Source organism: Bacillus sp. SIMBA_026 (assembly GCF_046535335.1).
Taxonomy (GTDB): Bacteria; Bacillota; Bacilli; order Bacillales; family Bacillaceae; genus Bacillus; species Bacillus velezensis.
Window position 1 is genome coordinate 904098 of sequence record NZ_JAWRWX010000002.1, and the last position, 17041, is coordinate 921138.

At 44.6% G+C, this 17041-nt stretch carries 17 protein-coding genes; 4 read left to right on the plus strand and 13 right to left on the minus strand.

Going from position 1 to position 17041, the window contains the following annotated elements; translation table 11 throughout:
- Positions 1 to 21: 21 nt before the first annotated feature.
- A complete protein-coding gene (locus SB847_RS15390) occupies positions 22 to 984 on the plus strand; it encodes an iron-hydroxamate ABC transporter substrate-binding protein (protein ID WP_007407825.1) in 963 nt (320 codons plus the stop codon).
- Positions 985 to 1024: 40 nt separating this feature from the next.
- Here the strand turns inward: SB847_RS15390 and SB847_RS15395 are convergent, their stop codons facing one another.
- The 7 genes from SB847_RS15395 to SB847_RS15425 form a co-directional block, all read right to left on the minus strand.
- Positions 1025 to 1372, minus strand: a complete 348-nt coding sequence (locus SB847_RS15395; RefSeq protein ID WP_410564242.1) for a YxeA family protein — start codon at positions 1370 to 1372, stop codon at positions 1025 to 1027.
- Between the two features lie 13 nt (positions 1373 to 1385).
- Positions 1386 to 3254 (minus strand): ABC transporter permease YxdM, encoded by a 1869-nt coding sequence (gene yxdM, locus SB847_RS15400; protein ID WP_410564244.1) that lies wholly within the window; start codon positions 3252 to 3254, stop codon positions 1386 to 1388.
- On the minus strand, positions 3229 to 4002 hold the full coding sequence (gene yxdL / locus SB847_RS15405; protein ID WP_065522943.1) for an ABC transporter ATP-binding protein YxdL: 774 nt from the start codon (positions 4000 to 4002) through the stop codon (positions 3229 to 3231). The genes yxdM and yxdL overlap by 26 nt, the downstream gene beginning before the upstream one ends.
- A 143-nt stretch (positions 4003 to 4145) precedes the next feature.
- Positions 4146 to 5123 (minus strand): two-component system sensor histidine kinase YxdK, encoded by a 978-nt coding sequence (gene yxdK, locus SB847_RS15410; protein WP_410564247.1) that lies wholly within the window; start codon positions 5121 to 5123, stop codon positions 4146 to 4148.
- A complete protein-coding gene (gene yxdJ / locus SB847_RS15415) occupies positions 5120 to 5809 on the minus strand; it encodes a two-component system response regulator YxdJ (RefSeq protein WP_224181354.1) in 690 nt (229 codons plus the stop codon). Before yxdJ ends, yxdK begins: the two co-directional genes overlap by 4 nt.
- 149 nt (positions 5810 to 5958) lie before the next feature.
- Complete coding sequence (locus SB847_RS15420; RefSeq protein ID WP_410564249.1) at positions 5959 to 7398, minus strand: sensor histidine kinase; 1440 nt, start codon at positions 7396 to 7398, stop codon at positions 5959 to 5961.
- The gene (locus SB847_RS15425) at positions 7395 to 8117 is read right to left on the minus strand and encodes a response regulator transcription factor (RefSeq protein ID WP_007614840.1); all 723 of its coding nucleotides are present in this window, start codon (positions 8115 to 8117) and stop codon (positions 7395 to 7397) included. Before SB847_RS15425 ends, SB847_RS15420 begins: the two co-directional genes overlap by 4 nt.
- A gap of 221 nt (positions 8118 to 8338) precedes the next feature.
- On the opposite strand from SB847_RS15425, the gene SB847_RS15430 reads away from it, so the two are divergent.
- Genes SB847_RS15430 through SB847_RS15440 form a run of 3 tightly spaced genes read left to right on the plus strand, consistent with a single transcriptional unit; the run spans position 8339 to position 10756 of the window.
- Positions 8339 to 9250, plus strand: coding sequence for an ABC transporter ATP-binding protein (locus SB847_RS15430; RefSeq protein ID WP_007614842.1), 912 nt, complete (start codon positions 8339 to 8341; stop codon positions 9248 to 9250).
- On the plus strand, positions 9247 to 10005 hold the full coding sequence (locus tag SB847_RS15435; protein ID WP_007614844.1) for an ABC transporter permease: 759 nt from the start codon (positions 9247 to 9249) through the stop codon (positions 10003 to 10005). Before SB847_RS15430 ends, SB847_RS15435 begins: the two co-directional genes overlap by 4 nt.
- A 16-nt stretch (positions 10006 to 10021) precedes the next feature.
- A complete protein-coding gene (locus SB847_RS15440) occupies positions 10022 to 10756 on the plus strand; it encodes an ABC transporter permease (RefSeq protein WP_410564254.1) in 735 nt (244 codons plus the stop codon).
- Between the two features lie 314 nt (positions 10757 to 11070).
- On the opposite strand, the gene iolJ is transcribed toward SB847_RS15440, so the two are convergent.
- From iolJ to iolE, 6 genes are all read right to left on the minus strand, one after another.
- A complete protein-coding gene (gene iolJ / locus SB847_RS15445; RefSeq protein WP_410564256.1) occupies positions 11071 to 11943 on the minus strand; it encodes a 6-phospho-5-dehydro-2-deoxy-D-gluconate aldolase in 873 nt (290 codons plus the stop codon).
- Between the two features lie 2 nt (positions 11944 to 11945).
- Complete coding sequence (iolI, locus tag SB847_RS15450) at positions 11946 to 12788, minus strand: 2-keto-myo-inositol isomerase (RefSeq protein ID WP_410564258.1); 843 nt, start codon at positions 12786 to 12788, stop codon at positions 11946 to 11948.
- Positions 12789 to 12875: 87 nt separating this feature from the next.
- On the minus strand, positions 12876 to 13745 hold the full coding sequence (locus SB847_RS15455; protein ID WP_032875540.1) for a sugar phosphate isomerase/epimerase family protein: 870 nt from the start codon (positions 13743 to 13745) through the stop codon (positions 12876 to 12878).
- Positions 13746 to 13764: 19 nt separating this feature from the next.
- Complete coding sequence (gene iolG / locus SB847_RS15460) at positions 13765 to 14799, minus strand: bifunctional inositol 2-dehydrogenase/D-chiro-inositol 1-dehydrogenase (RefSeq protein ID WP_032875537.1); 1035 nt, start codon at positions 14797 to 14799, stop codon at positions 13765 to 13767.
- A 22-nt stretch (positions 14800 to 14821) separates the two neighbouring features.
- The gene (locus SB847_RS15465) at positions 14822 to 16117 is read right to left on the minus strand and encodes an MFS transporter (RefSeq protein ID WP_410564261.1); all 1296 of its coding nucleotides are present in this window, start codon (positions 16115 to 16117) and stop codon (positions 14822 to 14824) included.
- A 12-nt stretch (positions 16118 to 16129) separates the two neighbouring features.
- Entirely contained in the window at positions 16130 to 17026 is an 897-nt protein-coding gene (iolE, locus tag SB847_RS15470) for a myo-inosose-2 dehydratase (RefSeq protein ID WP_410564263.1), read from the minus strand.
- Between the last annotated feature and the right edge of the window lie 15 nt (positions 17027 to 17041).

The following is a 17041-nucleotide window of genomic DNA, read 5'->3' on the forward strand; positions in this document are numbered from 1 at the left end:
CACCGAAATAGGGGGATCATTATGAAGAAACAATCATGGCTGATCGGCCTGGCACTTCTGCTTGTTTTCGCATTAAGCGCTTGCAGTGGCGCGAAGGAAAACAACGGATCGGCATCAGGCAAAGGAAAGACAGACATGCGTACATATGAATCAACAAAAGGAAATATTGACATACCCGCACATCCGAAACGGATCGTCACTGACTTTTATGCAGGTGAGCTGCTGTCCGTTGACGCAAATGTCGTCGGGGCGGGCTCATGGACTTTCAAAAATCCGTTTATCAAAAAACAGCTGAAAAACATTACTGACATCGGCAATCCCGTCAATGTGGAGAAAGTGATGCAGCTGAAGCCTGATTTAATCGTGCTGATGAAGGAAGACCAATACGAGAAACTATCAAAAATCGCGCCGACGATTGTCATTCCTTTTAACACCGCAAAGAATACGAAAGATACGGTCAGCCTATTCGGCGACATTGCCGGGGCGAAGGATAAAGCCAAAAGCTTTATGGCAGACTTCAACAAAAAAGCCGAAGCGAATCAAAAGCGCCTCAAAAACGTGATCGGCAAAGACGAGACAGTCGGCCTTTATGAAACGACGGATAAAGGCGAGATCTGGGTTTTCAATGACAATTCAGGCCGCGGCGGCCAAGCCGTTTATAACGCGCTCGGATTGAAAGCGCCGGCCAAAATTGAAAAAAACATCATGAAAACGGGCGCCATGAAACAGGTTTCCCAAGAGGTCATCCCTCAATATGCGGCTGATTATATGTTCATTACCGATTACAATCCGAATGGAGAAAGCAAAACATTTGAGCGTCTGAAAGATTCATCCGTTTGGAAAAATCTCGATGCCGTAAAACACAATCGTGTCTTTATCAACGATTTCAACACCTTCTATCCGTATGACCCGATTGCCGTCAGCAAACAGATGGATATTATCACCGACATGCTGATCAAACGGGCTGAAGAAAATAAAAAATAAAAAAAGCGGCACAGTCATGACACTGTGCCGTTTTTCATGTTCACTTTAATTTTGACTGTACGGAGCCCGGCATTTCTTCAAATCTGACTTCTTCCCAGGTCTCGACATACTTTCCTTTCGCCTTCACCTTCAAATACGCGTTCTTCCGAAGGTCTTTCCCGGCGAAAAAGGTCACTTCTTCTTTTTTCCCGGATGCGTTGTATCCGTCTAATGTATACTCAGTACCGCCCGGGCTAAGATGTTTGCCATCTCGATCAATCTGCACATAGACATCTTGCTGGTGAATAAACGGATTAAATCTGTCTGTAACATCATTATGAAAAAAGAGAAGTCCGTATATGACGGCAGCGGCCGCCAAGACGGCCAGGATTGCCAATGCTTTTTTCATCAGTGCACTCCCCTTACTTGTTCATTTTTTTCAAATAGCTTGTCCGCACCGCGAGGAAGAACAGAAGCTGAAAGATGAAAAATCCTCCGATGGTCAGACTGAGCGGCCCCGCTACATCGGAATAGCCTTCCACGGCCAATGTTCTCAAAGCAAACAGCGTATGCATGACGGCAATGACAAATGGGAAGAAGAACAAAATCGCCAATTGTATCGTTACGCTTTGTGCCATTTCGCGCTCACTCAGACCGATCTTGGCCAATGAACGGTAGCGCTCCCGGTCTTCATCTAAATCAGTGAACAGCCTGAAATATAAGAAACTTGCTGCCGCGACAAAGAAGACGATTGCGATAAACAGGCCGATGAATAAACTCAGGCTCGGCAGCTGCACCGTATCATAGTACGTCCCAGCTTTTGCCATAAAATCAGAATGGACGTCGATATAGTTGCCGTAAATCTCATTTTTCAAGGATTGGCTGATCCCAAGACTGTCTTTCCAATGATCATAGCTGTAGCCGTATAATGACGCTTTCTCACCGAGTGATTTCAGCTGATCAAAGGTTTGATCGTTCACCGCGATGATGGCATTCAATGAGATCAGCGGTTTTTTGACTTCTTTTACCGTCAGTTTTTGGTCAGACGGCTTGCCTTTTTGGTTCAGCAGCTTCAGCTGATCCGGCGCTTCGTTTTTGAAATTGCGGTCATACGTGCCCGGGAAATAGACGGCCTCATCATGTTTCAGGCCGTTCAGCTTAACATGGAAGTACTTCGCCGCCTCCGATTCGCTGATCATGTAAACAGGCGGAACAGTATCCCCTTCCTGATAGCGGACATAGGAAACATCTATTTTGTCTTTCTTATACGTAAAGCCGTGTGTTTTCAGTTCATGGTCAATATCTTTCAAATGAGTCTGTTCTTTTGGATTATTGCTGAAAGATACATACTCCATCTCATAAGCGGACTCTTCCGCCCCGACGGTCGATTTGTACATCGCGAGCACGCCCGTCGCCGTAAACGCAACCGCGGAAATAATGCTGACGATAAAGAACAGGCGGGCATTGTCTTTTAAACGATAAACAAGATCAGAAACCCAAATGACATTTTTCCCGCGCAGATAAAAGGTTTTCCACTTCTTCAGCGCGCGCAGAATCCAGATGCTGCTTTGGCTAAAAAAGAAATACGTGCCGATAACGGTAAGCAGTAAAATGATGAACGGTTCAGTCCCGTGGACATTGCCTTTCAGAACCATGCCGTACCCGCCGCAAAGACAGGCGATGCCGAATAAGGACAGAAGCACGGACGGCTTCGGCTCCGGCTTAATCTTGTCAGTGCCCTTTATTAATTTGATCACCGTATTTGATCTGACAAAAAGGATCGTGAACTGCGATAAAAGGAAAAATAAAAGCAGAAATCCGCCGGCCGTAATGCCGAGCGCTTTCCAAGGCATGTACAGAGGCAGCGCGTCCATTTCTAAAATATAAGCGCCGACCGTAAAGAACGTTTTCGAAAAAATGAAGCCTCCGATAATCCCGGCTGCGATCGACATGACGCCGATGATCATGTTTTCCGCCGTAATGAGCTTTCTCAGCTGCACCGGCGTGATGCCCTGCATCAGCAGAATACCGAATTCTTTATTTCTCGATTTCAAAAATGCGTTAACCGAATACAGAACAAATAAGAAAGAAAAAACAAAGATCATCCATTCCGCGGCGGTTAAGCCTTTTCTGGCGATGTTATTCAGGTAGCCTTCCTTTAATGCCGGATGAAACAGGAACATCGCAAAGGTAAAGAAAATCAAAACGGAAAAAGCGCTGCTCAAGAAGAATGCAAGATAGGCCCTTTTGTTTCTCGTGACGTTTTTATAAGCGAACTGAAGAAAGGTCATTTGCGTTTCCCCCCAGCATAGACAGCACATCGAGAATTTGTTCATAAAATACTTGGCGGTTTTCCCCGCGGTAAATCTCATTAAACAGTTCGCCGTCTTTTATAAAGATGACGCGGCGGCAGTAGCTTGCCGCAACCGGATCGTGGGTCACCATCAAAGCCGTGACATGATCATCCTGATTCAGGCTCTGCATCGTTTCCATGACGTCTTTTGACGCTTTGGAATCAAGGTTTCCCGTCGGTTCATCGGCCAGAATGAGTGACGGCTTATGAATGACCGCTCTTGCGATGGCGGCCCGCTGGCGCTGGCCTCCGGATACTTCAAACGTCCGTTTGTTAAGCAGGTTTTCGATACCAAGCTTTGCCGCGATGGCGTGCAGTTTTTCTTCCATGACAGACGGCGCTTCTTTTTCAAGCGTTAACGGCAGCATGATATTTTCACCGATTGTCAGCGTGTCCAGAAGGTTGAAATCCTGAAACACAAATCCGAGCTGCTTGCGGCGGAAATGAGCGAGCTTTGTCCGCTTCAGGCGATGCGGGTTTTCTCCGTGAATCAGGATATCGCCTGAATCTGGACGGTCAATCGTTGAAATGATATTCAAAAGCGTTGTTTTTCCGGACCCGGACGGCCCCATCACCGCCGTGAACCCGCCTTCTTCTATTGAAAATGAAATTTGCTTTAAGGCTTGATAAGATACTTGTCCTTTATAGGTTTTATTTATATGTTTGACTTCAAGCATATTCGCCATGAAAATCCTCCTTATGGTTTTATTCTTGTTGGTCTGGGCTGCTTTCATGTAGTGCCGGGGCATTTAACATAAAAATCCCCTTGACGTAAATCCATGTTATCAAGGGGAAACAAAACGAGCTATGTTGTTTTCTTAACGCAGTCTTACATTTTTGTAAGAAATGAAAATCGGACCGATGTCCCTTCACCGGCGGACGAAGTGATGTCCACCGTATGATTGAGCTTGCCCGTAATTTCTTTGACGAGATGGAGGCCGATTCCCGTAGATTCTTGGAAACGCCGCCCGTTTTCGCCGGTGTAATAAGGGTCAAACACCCGCTTGATGTCCTGCGAGGGAATCCCGACACCGTAATCTTTGACTTCAAGCACCGTCCTGTCTTCATCGCGGAAGACATACAGCTCCAGTCTGTCACTCTTGCCTGCCGAATACTTGACCGCATTTGTGACCACTTGGCCGATCGCAAATTTGAGCCATTTTGCATCGGTGTAAATCTGATGATCATCGCGAATGTCCATTTTCGGATAGACGCGGTATTGAATAAAAAATCGTTTATAGCTTTGAATGACTGATTGGAGAAGCTCTGATAAGGAAACCGCTTCGACTTTAAAATCCCGCTCAAACAGGTCAAGCCTGGATGAATAAAGGAGCGTCTCCAGCCCGAATTCAATCTGCCGGACTTCTTTTTTGATTTGTTCAAAAACGGGCTCATCCTCTTCTTGAATGATTAAATTAATGACCGACAGCGGCGTCTTTACTTGGTGCACCCATTGATTCATATACGTCACCCGCGCGTCGAGTTTGGCTTCAGTCTCATGGAGCTTCTGGTGCTGCAGCCGGGTCAGCTCCATCTGCTTTTCATAAAGCTCTGAACAAAACACTGAAGAACCGAGATACGGGATGTCCGTCCCTTCCTGCTCCGAGCTGAGCCAATGATACACGCCGCGGTCTTTGTACCAGCGATAGGCAAGATACCCCGCTAAAATAAGAAGCTGCACGCCCAATATGTAAAACAGGTGAGAAAAAGAATGAAGACCCGCAAACCAGTAATAAAAGAAGACAAACAGCCCTTGAAGGAGAAAAAGCAGAATCAGAACGGCATGAGACCGGAGAAACAGCTTCATGACAGCGCCCTCAGCTGGTAGCCTTCGCCCCGCACCGCTTCAATAGAAACAGGCGCATTCAGCTCCCGCAGTTTTTTTCTGAGCCGCGTGATATACACGTTAAGTGTATTATCATCGATGAATATGTCGGTGTCCCACGTCTTTTCCATGAGACGGTCCCGACTCGTCACCTTTTCTCCCCGCTCAAGCAGCACTTCCAAGAGCTTACTTTCTTTTTTAGAAAGCTCGCTTTTTTCGTCCTGAAAACGCAGTTCAAACCGTTCCACAAAGAGCTGCACACCGGCATATTCAACCACTTTCTCTCCCTGCTTGGCTGCGTACTCTCCGTATGCCCTGCGGATCTGGCTTTTGATTTTCGCCAGCACAATATCATAAGAAAACGGTTTTTCGATATAATCATCTCCGCCGTTTTCAATCGCCATCACCTGATCCATTTCCCCGCTTCTGGCTGAGATGAAAATGATCGGGCTTGTAGAATGCTGGCGGATCTGGCGGCACCAATAATAGCCGTCATAAGACGGCAGATTGATATCAAGCAGCACCACATCAGGCTTTTCCCGCAAAAAAACATCAAGAACAGCCGTGAAATCCGCGGCGGCCACGGTTTGATATCCGTATTTTTCAAGGTAATTCTGCAATAGTCCGCGAATGTCTTCACTGTCTTCCACAATCATGATTTTATTCATGCAACCATCCTCCAAAAGGATACGGCTTTTCGGAGCCCTCATTATTTGATGCCCCCATCATAATGCTTTCATCGGTTCTCTGCAACATGAGAAAGCGGGCCTTTATAAAAGACCCGCTTCTCCCTTTCTCAATGTAAGATCGATTATTTCTAATTGACATTGTTATACTTAGATGGCGGACTCGGAAAGGTAATTTTAAATCTTGTGCCAATTCCCGGCTGACTATATATATCAATATTTCCCCCATGTGCCTTGATAATTTGTTGAGCAATAGCCATTCCTAATCCAGTCCCTGAGTTATTTGACGAAGCGCTTGTCCCTCTGAAATACCGATCAAATAAACATTCAACCGTCTCTTCGTCCATTCCTATCCCATCGTCTTCTATTATAATTTGTATTTCATTGTCATGTAACACGTCCTGATATAATATGACCTTTATTTTAGTGCCCGGAGGATTATGTTTAATACAATTAGCAATCAAGTTTTCAACTGCGCGCTTTAGGTACCTTTCATCTATATTAAAAAGTATCTTATTGTGACTGGATTCTATAGCGAATCTCTTATTTTCTGACTCCGGTAGCAACTTCATTTTTTCTAAAGTGTCATGAATTACTTTCACTACGTTTTTTTCTTCAAGATCGATTGGAAGCGACTCATTTTTCAATTGAAAAGTTAAGTTGAAATCTTCAATCAGCTTTTCCATATATTCGACACGTTCTTCCATTATTAAGGAAAAATCACGCACTTGCTGATTTTCCCACTCATATTCATTTGAAGATAAAAGAACCGTATATCCCTTAATAACCGAAAGAGGGGTTTTCAAATCATGTGAGACACCGGCCATCCACTCTTCTCGTGTCTTTTCCAATAATTCTCGCTCAGCCTTATTCCTTTGAAGCGTTGAGGTAAGTTCAGACAGAGCCTGCATTAATTCTTGATAGGTCTTATATCCAGATTTATTATGTCTATATTTGCTTGAATGAAACTTCCAATCATAAGGTTCTTCATATTTTTCTTTAGACAAATTCTCAATCCAAGATACAATAAACAGCAGGGGAGCACCTAGTTTTTTTCCGTAAAATATTGCAATTACAATCCCTGCCATAATAATAGAAACTATCCACAAGTTATTCACCCAATAGAAAAAAGGGTTATTTTTTTCCATCGGCTTTCCCAATACCCATGTTAAATCCTGATTGTTTTTCGTTTCGTACCACGTAGATAATTGATAACCTTTTTTGGCAGGATACATGTAATCTGATATTAACTCTCCAAGAATATAATGCTTAGGTATATTTTTAGGTTTATTAAAAGAAAAAACCTCATCTCCTTGTTCATCTAAAATTTGAATCCACATTCGGTTCTCTAATAAATCTTCTTTTGCTTTCGTATTTATTGAAAATTGTTTATCTGCAACAACTGTTTGGCCAACAATTTTTTTTAAGGATAAGTGCGGCGTTTCCATTTTATTCTGACCCAAGACGAGGCTGAAAAATATGATACTGCCCACAATGAGCAGCCCCCAAATAAACATGAGTAAAAAAAGTCTCGATACGAAGTAAAATGCTATCCTATTTCTCAGCTTCAAAATAAATCCTCATCTATAGGCTCTGCTTCAAATATATAGCCCTGTCCTCGAACCGTTTTAATCCATCTTGGTCTGCTCGGGTCTTCTTCTAATTTTTCACGTAATCGTCTTACATGTACCATTACAGTACTATCTCCGCCGTAAAACTCCCCCCACACATCTTTATAAATTTGGTGTTTACTTAAAATTTGATTGGGATGTTCACAGAAATAAATCAGAAGTTTCATTTCCTGAGCAGGGCAATCGATTCTTGTCCCGTTAACAACAAGTCTTCCGGTATTGGGATCTATTTTAAAATGTTCATAATCGTATACCTGTTTTAGATGGTAAGAAGAAGAGATCTGAGTCGTTCTCTTTAATTGGGCTTTTACACGAGCTACAATTTCCAGTGGATTAAATGGTTTAGTAATATAGTCATCTCCCCCAAAACTAAACCCTTGCAATTTATCTAAATCTGTTGTTTTTGCTGTTAAGAAGAGTATCGGCACATTTGTATGGGAGCGTATTTTGCTGCATAAGGTGAAGCCATCAGTGTCCGGAAGCATGACATCTAACAAAATAATATTTGGAAGTTCCTGATCGATTTTCAGAAGGGTTTCGCTCCCTGTCATAGCTGTGGAAATATTGCTGAAACCTTCCTTTTCAAAGCAAGTTATTAATAAGTTTAAGATATGTTCGTCATCATCCACCATGAGGATTTTGTTCTCTTCTAACGTCATAAGTTACCCTCCTTTTTTTCTCATTTTAAATGAAATCGAATACATAAGAGTTGGAAAAGGAAAGAATTTAGCTTTTGTTTAGATTTCAGAATATTCTTATCAAATAATCAATTTTACTATATGCAGTCAATAAACCATGGATGTCGTTAAGTGAATGTTTAGGAAGAGTTTCGTTTGTGTTTAAAGAACATCGCTTATGATAAAAGTGAGGTGAGAGACAAATGAATGATCAAATAGTGGTAACACACGATCTAACTAAAAAGTATAAAAAGCATACTTCAGTTGATGGATTAAACTTAAGGATGAGGCGCGGCGAAATTTATGGTTTTCTTGGACCGAATGGTGCTGGTAAAACAACAACCATCCGAATGTTATTAGGTTTAATTAAACCAACAAAAGGAAACATTGAAATCTTTGGCCAAAACCTAAACAAGAATCGTTTGCAGATATTGCAAAGAATCGGGTCACTGGTAGAATCTCCAACTTATTATGGAAATTTAACAGGTTACGAAAACTTAGAAGCTGTTAGGAGGTTACGAGGACTTCCGGAACAACGGGTCAATGAAGTATTGGAAACTGTAAGGTTATCTAAAGTAGCAAATCGACTGACTAAGGAGTATTCCCTTGGAATGAAACAACGTTTGGGAATTGCAGTTGCCCTGTTAAGCAGTCCTGATTTATTAATTCTGGATGAACCGACAAACGGTTTAGATCCATCCGGTATCCAAGAAATAAGAGAGCTAATTAAAGAATTGCCTAAATCGGGAATGAGTGTTATTGTATCCAGCCACTTATTGAGTGAAATAGATCAAATGGCTACTCAAGTGGGAATTATCAACAATGGAAGGATGATTTTTCAGGACTCGATTGCAAGTTTACATCAAAAACGAAAACCACTATTAAAAGTCGGTGTTAGTGACGTAATCGAAGCAAAAACAATATTAAACAGGAAAGGATTAAAGGTTGATTTACAAAAAAATTATTTGTGGCTGTCTCAAACAGAACCGGAATTTGTTTCAGAAATCAATTCCATACTTCTTCATTCAGGGCTGTCTGTATTTCGACTTGAAGAAAAGACACGATCGCTTGAGGATATTTTTTTAGAATTAACTGGTACAGAGGGAAGTCTATGAAAAAGTTATTATGGGCAGATCAATTAAAACTGAAACGTTCGTCGTTATTGATTGTAGTCTTATTGGTTCCCTTACTCATTATAGCATATGAGTTGGTAAATCTTACTTATCGATCTGAATACGTGGAAAAACAAGCTGAAATGTTCCATGCTGGATCAATGTGGATGTATTTACTGTATGATAACAGTTTGTTATTTGGTCTGGGTTTTCCATTAGCCGCCACACTTTCTGCGTCAATAATAGCAAATATAGAGCATCAAGCAAACGGATGGAAGCAAACCCTTTCTTTTCCCGTATCTAGAATGCGAATTTATGTAAGCAAATTTATTTGCTTAGTAGTCAGTTTATTTATTTCGTCAACAATCTTCTTGCTCGGCATGGTACTGCTGGGCAAACTGGTAGGATTCGAAGGTAGTGTACCTTGGGGACTTTTGTTTGGAGATAGTTACAGCATGTTAGTTACAGTACTGCCTATAATGGCATTCCAGATATGGTTATCTATGGTGTTTAGCAACCAGGCATTCTCAATTCTTGTAGGATCAGTATCATCTATAATGGGTTTGTTTTTGGCAGCTGCTCAATCAACGAGATGGTTTCCGCTTGCTTATCCTAGTCAATCTTCGACAGTCATTCTGCAGTATGAAGGGATAGGATATAACCCAGATCTTTCATCTTACCTTTGCATTAGCCTTTTCTTAGGGATAATTATATTATTTCTAGGCTCTATTCATTTTGCTAAACGGGATGCTTTGTAAAAAGGAGGCGAAATACTTGAAAAACATTTTATTTGTAGAACGTTTAAAGCTTAAGCGATCAAAGTTATGGATCATCTATTTATTAGGGCCTTTGTTAGGTGTATCCCTGGCATACACTAACTTTATTAAAAACTATAACCTTTTTATGAATCCTGGAGACAATCCCTGGGTAGAGGCTTGGACACAAGTTGCCTTATTTATGGGCCCTTTTGTATTGCCTATCGTAGTGGGAATTTTCGCCGCCCTTGTTTGCAGGGGGGAACATGTAGGAGGCGGTTGGAAACAGCTTCTAGCCTTACCAGTCAAACACTCAGATATCTTTCTGGGAAAGTTTCTGACAGTGGTCCGCATGATATTCATTAGTATGTTCATTTTAATCCTCTTATTTATTGGATTCGGTTATATGTTAGGCATAAGCGGGACTCTTCCTTTACTTACAATTCTAGGTTATGGAATTAGAGGGATCTTAGCTTGTTTACCATTAATTTTATTGCAGCTTATTGTTTCAATCAGGTCTAAAACATTTGGCATACCACTCGCTGTTAGCATTGTTTTTACATTACCGGCCATTATTATTGCCAGTACACCATTAGGTCAAGTATATCCATGGACACAGCCTATGTTAGCAATGTCACCCGAAGATGAATCACCGATTCAATCAAACTTCCTATTTTACTCAATTATGGTAATAACATGTCTCGGTCTCCTGGTTTACGGAATAAGAAATTTTACTAAACGAGACCTTACGTAGGGTATATGCGGTATAAACTTATGAGAATTCGAGACAAGGTAATAATGAAATCACTGCGAAAGACAAAGATACATGACTTATAGATTATTTTAACAAAAAAGAAAGTTACCGACGTCATCGATAAAGAAAAGGATAATAACGAATTCTAGTTTTCATAACTATAGTAAACGAGGGGGCAAGCTGTATACAATTCGCTTGGATTGAAAGGGCCTGTAAAGATGAACAGGTTGATTTGATTGTGATACTTTGGTGAAACGCGAGAAGGAAATAAACGGAAAGACGAAAGCACTCACGATGTTGTGAGTGCTTTTTCATCAGCCGACCTGCTCCTTTACGGCTTTACCGGCTGATCCGAACTCTCTCATTTTGCTTCGCACCGTCTCTTCCACGGCTTCAATGCCGGGTGTCATGTAGCCGCGCGGTTCGTACAGATCGCTGTTTTTCTGAAACATGCGGCGTGTTTCGTCTGTCCAGGCTGCCATACATTCCGTATTGATATTGATCTTCGCGTGGCCGAGGGTGATGGCTTTTTTGATCTGATCCTGAGGAATCCCGGATGCTCCGTGAAGAACGAGAGGAATATCAGTCATGCGGGAGATAGCCTCCATTTCTTTAAACCCGAGATTCGGTTCACCTTGATATTTGCCGTGGACGGAGCCGAGGGCGGCGGCCAGCGCATCGATATTGGTTTCTTTGACGATCCGCTCACATTCAGTGATATCGGCATAGCGGACCCCGCCGACCAGCCCGTCTTCCATGCCGCCGACCGTGCCGACTTCTGCTTCTACTGACACGCCGTGTTTTGCGGCATAATCGGCGACTTCTTTTGTCATCGCGATGTTCTCATCAATCGGATGATGGGAGCCGTCAATCATCACTGAGCTGAATCCGGCGTCAATGGCCTGTCTGCAGCGTTCCGCCCTGCTTCCGTGATCAAGATGGAGCACGACGGGAACGGTAATCGCCATTTCTTCCATTAACGCGCCGACCATGGCGGAAATCGTTTTAAATCCGCCTAAATAGTCGACCAGACGATCGGAAGCCGCGGCGATGACCGGCGATTGCTCCTTTTGCGCCGCCTGCAGAATCGCCTTCGTCCATTGGAGGCCGTTGATATTAAATTGGCCGACTGCATAATGCTCCCGTTTCGCTTCTGCAAGAAGATGTTTCATGGTGACAAAAGCCATGTTCACGCCTCCTTCATGAAGTATTTTGATACGACGGCTTTCGTTGTTTCCTTTGCCGTTTTGATTGTTTCCTCCGCAGTCAGCTTATAATATTCAGGTCTGAACAGCTCTACGGAGACAACATCATTGAATCCGATTTCTTTTAACGCTGACAGATGGGCGTCTAAGTCAATCGCACCCTGTCCAGGCCAGACGCGGTCTTCATCCGTTAAAAAGCCGATCGGGAAGTCTTCTGTATCGTCGATATGATAGATGAAAATTTTCTTTCCGTCCGCCTGCTTCAAGCTCTCAATATTGGAGCCCATCGCGTGGAAATGGAAGCTGTCAAACACCAGTCCGACATTATCGCGGCCGACAGCGTTCACGATGTCATACGCCTGTTCAAATGTATTGACCGTACATTGCGGGTGGCCGACAAATTCAAGCGCGATTTTTACGCCGTACGGCTCCGCGATATCTGAAAGCTCAGTCAGCACCTCTACACTGCTCTTTTTGATCTCTTCTTTTACAATCTTCTGCTCTGTCACAAGCGGCACGGCCACCACATATTTCACGCCGAGCGTCCTGCAGGTTTCCATCATGCTTTTGAATTCCGAAATGATCTCCCTATAGCCCTTCTCATCACGGTTGTTAAAGAAAACCAGTGCGTTCAGGGCAAGCGGTTTAATGTGGTGTGTTTGAAAATATTCCGCCAGATCGGCCAGTGAATGGTCTTTTAAGTATTCCGGCAGCTTATCCATTGTGCGGATTTCAATATAATCATAGCCGTGCTTTTCGCACAGTTCTAAATCCTGTTTCAGGTTTGAATTCTCCAGCGTAGTCGCTTCATTAAAGCAAAGTTTCATGTCAGCCTCTCCCATCCGCGTTTTCGATATGAAGGGAGTCCGGCTGGAGGGCTTGTTTGCCCCGCTCCGCCGAACTCCATACTCAGCTTATGCCATACCCAGTTCTTCCTTTAATTTCTTAAGCGTGGTCCGGCTTGATTCATCCGCTCTTTCGCCGACCCAAGCAAAAACGGCGTTCGTCGCGATTCCGTCGAATTTCATCTCTCTCATCTTTCTGAAAATCGTCTCAAAATCGACCTCGCCTTGCCCGATGTCCAAATGCTGGTGAACCGTTACTTTCGCGTCAGGCGGGTTGACGATGTAGCGCAGGCCGTGCGCCGCTTTATGATTAAAAGTATCTGCAAATAAAACATGTGTGAGGCGGTCGCCGGCTTCATCAAACATGGTCGCAATATCGCCTTTTCCGTCATCATAGAAGAACGTATGCGCAGTCGAGTAGACAAGATTGATCCAATCCTTGTCGAGCGCGCGGATCATATCCATCGCGCCTTTGTGCGTTTCGATAAAATCGTATGGATGAGCCTGCAGATTGAGTTTAACGCCTTCTTTTTCAAAGACGGGCAGCAGTTCATCCATGGATTTGATGAATTTTTCTTCACTTGTCAACGGATCATATTTTGAACCGCTGAATTCACTGTTCATCAAATCCACTTCAAGTTCAACCGCAATTTCGATCGCCCGTTTCCAGTTGCGCACGGCGGCCTGTCGGCGGTCTTCATCAGGACCCGCCCAGTGGTAAAGCGGAAGAAGAGAAGACAGCTTCACACCTGTATCCTTTAAAAGGCGCTTCAATTGTTTGATTTTTGCTGAATCGACTTTCGGATATTTATAGAAAGGACAAAAATCCTCGCGCGGGGACAGTTCGATATATTCGTATCCGAGTTCCGCCGTTTTATAGACCGTTTCCTCCAAAGTTAAATCATCGCGATACATGGATGGATCTAAGGCCAGTTTCATTTCTTTCACTCCCGATCTATTATTTGTTCACAGTCGTAAATGATTGGTAGAATGCCGGTTTCTCTTGAAGCGCCACTGGCTCTTTCTGGCCGGATTCCTGAGCTTTTACGCACGCGTCAGTTGTCACCGCGGCAATATAACCGTCCCATGCCGTCGGACCGCTGACTTCGCCTTTATTCCGGATCGAATCAATGAAGTCTTGAATTTCCACATCATACGCAGCCACAAATCGGCGCTGCCAGTCCATCAGGATATCGGTGCTGAATGTCCCTTCTTTTCTCAAGCTGATGCTTGACGGTTCCGGAAGCTTGATAACGCCGTCTTCCCCGACGATCTCACATTGAATGTCATAGCCGTATTTACAGTTCACGTAGATTTCGGCATTGATGACGATGCCGCCTTTTGTTTCGATGATGACCATCTGCGGATCTTTCAGATGCGGCAGCGCATTTTTTGATTTCTTCGGATAGATGACCTGTACGGATTCATAGTCGTCATTGACGAGCCAGTGGAGGACATCAATTTCATGAACGAGCGTATCGACGACGGCCATGTCCGTTGAATAATTCGATGCGACTGTCGGGTTGCGGTGCGCACAGTGAATCATCAGCGGCTCGCCGACCACGCGGTTGTCAATCGCTTCTTTCAGCTGAACGTAACCGCTGTCATACCTGCGCATGAAACCTACCTGCACCAATCGTTTTCCCGTCTTCATTTCTTCCTCGACAATGCGCATACAGCCTTCTGCCGTTGTCGCAAGCGGCTTTTCACAAAACACGTGCTTGCCGTGCTGAATCGCTTTCAAAACGCTGGACTCGTGAGCCGGGCCCCAGCTTGTCACTAAGACGGCATCCACATTTTCAGCAGCGAGGAGGCTGTCGTCATCAGGATAAACGGAGGCGTTCAAATTGAAATCCTGAACGGTCTGCTGCGCGGCCTCCTGATTCACATCTGTGACAGCGGTAATTTCCGCACCCGACAGCTTATTTGTGATGCGGTTGATGTGTTCTTTTCCGATAGCACCGGTTCCGATAACACCTATACGTAAATTCATTGATCGCCACTCCTTCTGATAATCAAATAATGGTTCTCGTCTTTCTTTTCTCACTGCCGTCCTGAGGAGCGCCGTACAGTTCCTTCTGTATCTGTTCAAGCGACTTGCCGGACGTATTCGGTGCGAAGACAAGCCCGATGATCATACTGGCCGTCACACATATGAGCAGAATACCGGCCATAAAACCGATGCCGAATTGTGACATGATGACCGGCACAAATAAACTCCAAATGCCGATTGAAATACGGACGAGAAAGAACATGAGCCCTTGTGCTGACGCTCTGTGTTCTGTCGGGAATAGCTCGCTTGCCCACAGCTGGTAGTTCGCCTGCTGGCCGGCTCCGTTATTGATGCCGATCGCTAAAACAAACAAAAGCAGCATCGGGAGTCCCTGAAAGGGCAGTAAAAACAGCGACCAGCCGACAACGGCCATACATGCGCAGATACCGAACACCGTTTTCCGATATTGATCTGCAAAAGGCATGAAGATACAGGCGACGCCGAGCCCGGTGAATATAAACAGGGCCATCTGCAGAATGTTGGCCGTATTTGCGGATACGCCGCCGACCTGCTGGTAGATGTACGGCATGAAGAATCCCATGACGCCCGCTGCGAGATTCCATACGAGAAACACACCCATTAAAAACAAAATGTTCTTGAAAAATTTCGGCTGAAGCAGGTCAAAATAAGATGTTTTTTTCACGGCGGCAGGCCGCTCTTCACTGTTTTTCCAGGCATCCGACTCAGGTAAACGCTTTCTTATCACATATGTGATCAGGGCGATCACCAATAGATGCGCAAAGACAATTTTATTTCCTAAAAGCCCGAGGTCACCGACCAAAACGGATAACAGCAGAACCACAACGGCTCCGGCGGCCCACGCCACCTGCGCCACTCCGCAATGCCTCGCCCGGTTTTTCTCGGGGGCGTTTTCCGCGATAATGGTCCATGAAGCCGTAATATCCGCGCCTACAGAAATCCCGATAATCATGTATCCGCATAACAGCATGGGAAAGTTGAATCCAAACAAAACCAAACAAATTCCTAAGGCGTAGACGAGCATACTGTTTGTGTATACAGCTTTTCGGCCGACCTTATCAGCCAAATACCCGCCGAGCAGCGCTCCGACGGCCGCTGATATCGCATTTGCGCTGAAGGCGCCGAGCAATCCGATCTGACTGTCGGACAGCTTCAAGTAGCTGACCCACATAGATAAACCCGCTGATCCTGCCACAATGGAACCTGCATCAATGTAATTTGCTAATGCTGCGGCGATGGTCCTTTTGCTGAAAGCTGATTCCGCCTTGGCACTATTCATATAAGTCCCCCTCTAATTTGCAGGATCAAGCAGTTCACTGTCGATGTACTTTCTCGCAATCAGCGCGTACTCAAGCGGATTGGCGACTGCCGGGTCTTGTTCGGCTTCGATGACGATCCAGCCTGAATAATCATGACGGACGAGCGCTCGGTACACTTCGGTAAAATCGATGCATCCGTCTCCGGGAACCGTAAAAATGCCTTGTAAAAACGACTGCCTGAATGACTTGCCTTCCTGTCTGCACCGCTCCATAATGTCAAACCGCGCGTCCTTGAAATGAACGTGTCTGATCCGATCCATATGCTTGTTGAGAATCGTCATATAGTCTCCGTCCGAGATATAGGCATGGCCGGTATCATATAGTAAATGAACATACCGCGGGTCCGTTCCATCCATCAGCCGGTCAACTTCTTCCGCCGTCTGGACGCCTGTGCCGAGATGATGATGAAACGTGAGCTCCAGCCCGTATTCGTCAGCGATTTTCCCGAGACGGTTCAAGCCTTGGCACAGTGTATCCCATTCTTCATCTGAGAAGTGCGGTTTTTTCTTAAATACATCAATGTCCAAGCCTTGGACACTGTACGTCTGTTCAGAAACGATGGCGGCATCCGCTCCGACTTTCTGCAAATAATCACAGTGTTCTGTAAATTGTTCAGCCGTTTTTTCAATACCGTCTTGAATGATAAAGCTGCTGAACCATTTCCCCGCAATCCGCAAGTTCCGGAGAGCCAGCTCCTTATTGAGGACGGAGGGTTCAGGGAAAAACCCTCCCGCTTCCGTACCTTGAAAACCGGCGACAACAATATCGCTTAACAAATGCTGCAGCGTATTCCCGGCTCCGATCTCCGGCATATCGTCATTGCGCCACCCAATGGGAGCGATGCCCCACAGAATATTTTGTTTGCCCATCGTGATGCCTCCCCT

Bases quoted from the DNA above. Each gene is read 5' to 3' on its own strand.
- iolJ (WP_410564256.1), bottom strand. From the start codon at position 11,943: ATGGCTTTTGTCACCATGAAACATCTTCTTGCAGAAGCGAAACGGGAG.
- iolG (WP_032875537.1), bottom strand. From the start codon at position 14,799: ATGAATTTACGTATAGGTGTTATCGGAACCGGTGCTATCGGAAAAGAA.
- yxdJ (WP_224181354.1), bottom strand. From the start codon at position 5,809: ATGAATAAAATCATGATTGTGGAAGACAGTGAAGACATTCGCGGACTA.
- SB847_RS15435 (WP_007614844.1), top strand. From the start codon at position 9,247: ATGAAAAAGTTATTATGGGCAGATCAATTAAAACTGAAACGTTCGTCG.
- SB847_RS15455 (WP_032875540.1), bottom strand. From the start codon at position 13,745: ATGAAACTGGCCTTAGATCCATCCATGTATCGCGATGATTTAACTTTG.
- iolE (WP_410564263.1), bottom strand. From the start codon at position 17,026: ATGGGCAAACAAAATATTCTGTGGGGCATCGCTCCCATTGGGTGGCGC.
- yxdM (WP_410564244.1), bottom strand. From the start codon at position 3,254: ATGACCTTTCTTCAGTTCGCTTATAAAAACGTCACGAGAAACAAAAGG.
- SB847_RS15395 (WP_410564242.1), bottom strand. From the start codon at position 1,372: ATGAAAAAAGCATTGGCAATCCTGGCCGTCTTGGCGGCCGCTGCCGTC.
- SB847_RS15430 (WP_007614842.1), top strand. From the start codon at position 8,339: ATGAATGATCAAATAGTGGTAACACACGATCTAACTAAAAAGTATAAA.
- SB847_RS15390 (WP_007407825.1), top strand. From the start codon at position 22: ATGAAGAAACAATCATGGCTGATCGGCCTGGCACTTCTGCTTGTTTTC.
- iolI (WP_410564258.1), bottom strand. From the start codon at position 12,788: ATGAAACTTTGCTTTAATGAAGCGACTACGCTGGAGAATTCAAACCTG.
- SB847_RS15465 (WP_410564261.1), bottom strand. From the start codon at position 16,117: ATGAATAGTGCCAAGGCGGAATCAGCTTTCAGCAAAAGGACCATCGCC.
- yxdL (WP_065522943.1), bottom strand. From the start codon at position 4,002: ATGGCGAATATGCTTGAAGTCAAACATATAAATAAAACCTATAAAGGA.
- yxdK (WP_410564247.1), bottom strand. From the start codon at position 5,123: ATGAAGCTGTTTCTCCGGTCTCATGCCGTTCTGATTCTGCTTTTTCTC.
- SB847_RS15425 (WP_007614840.1), bottom strand. From the start codon at position 8,117: ATGACGTTAGAAGAGAACAAAATCCTCATGGTGGATGATGACGAACAT.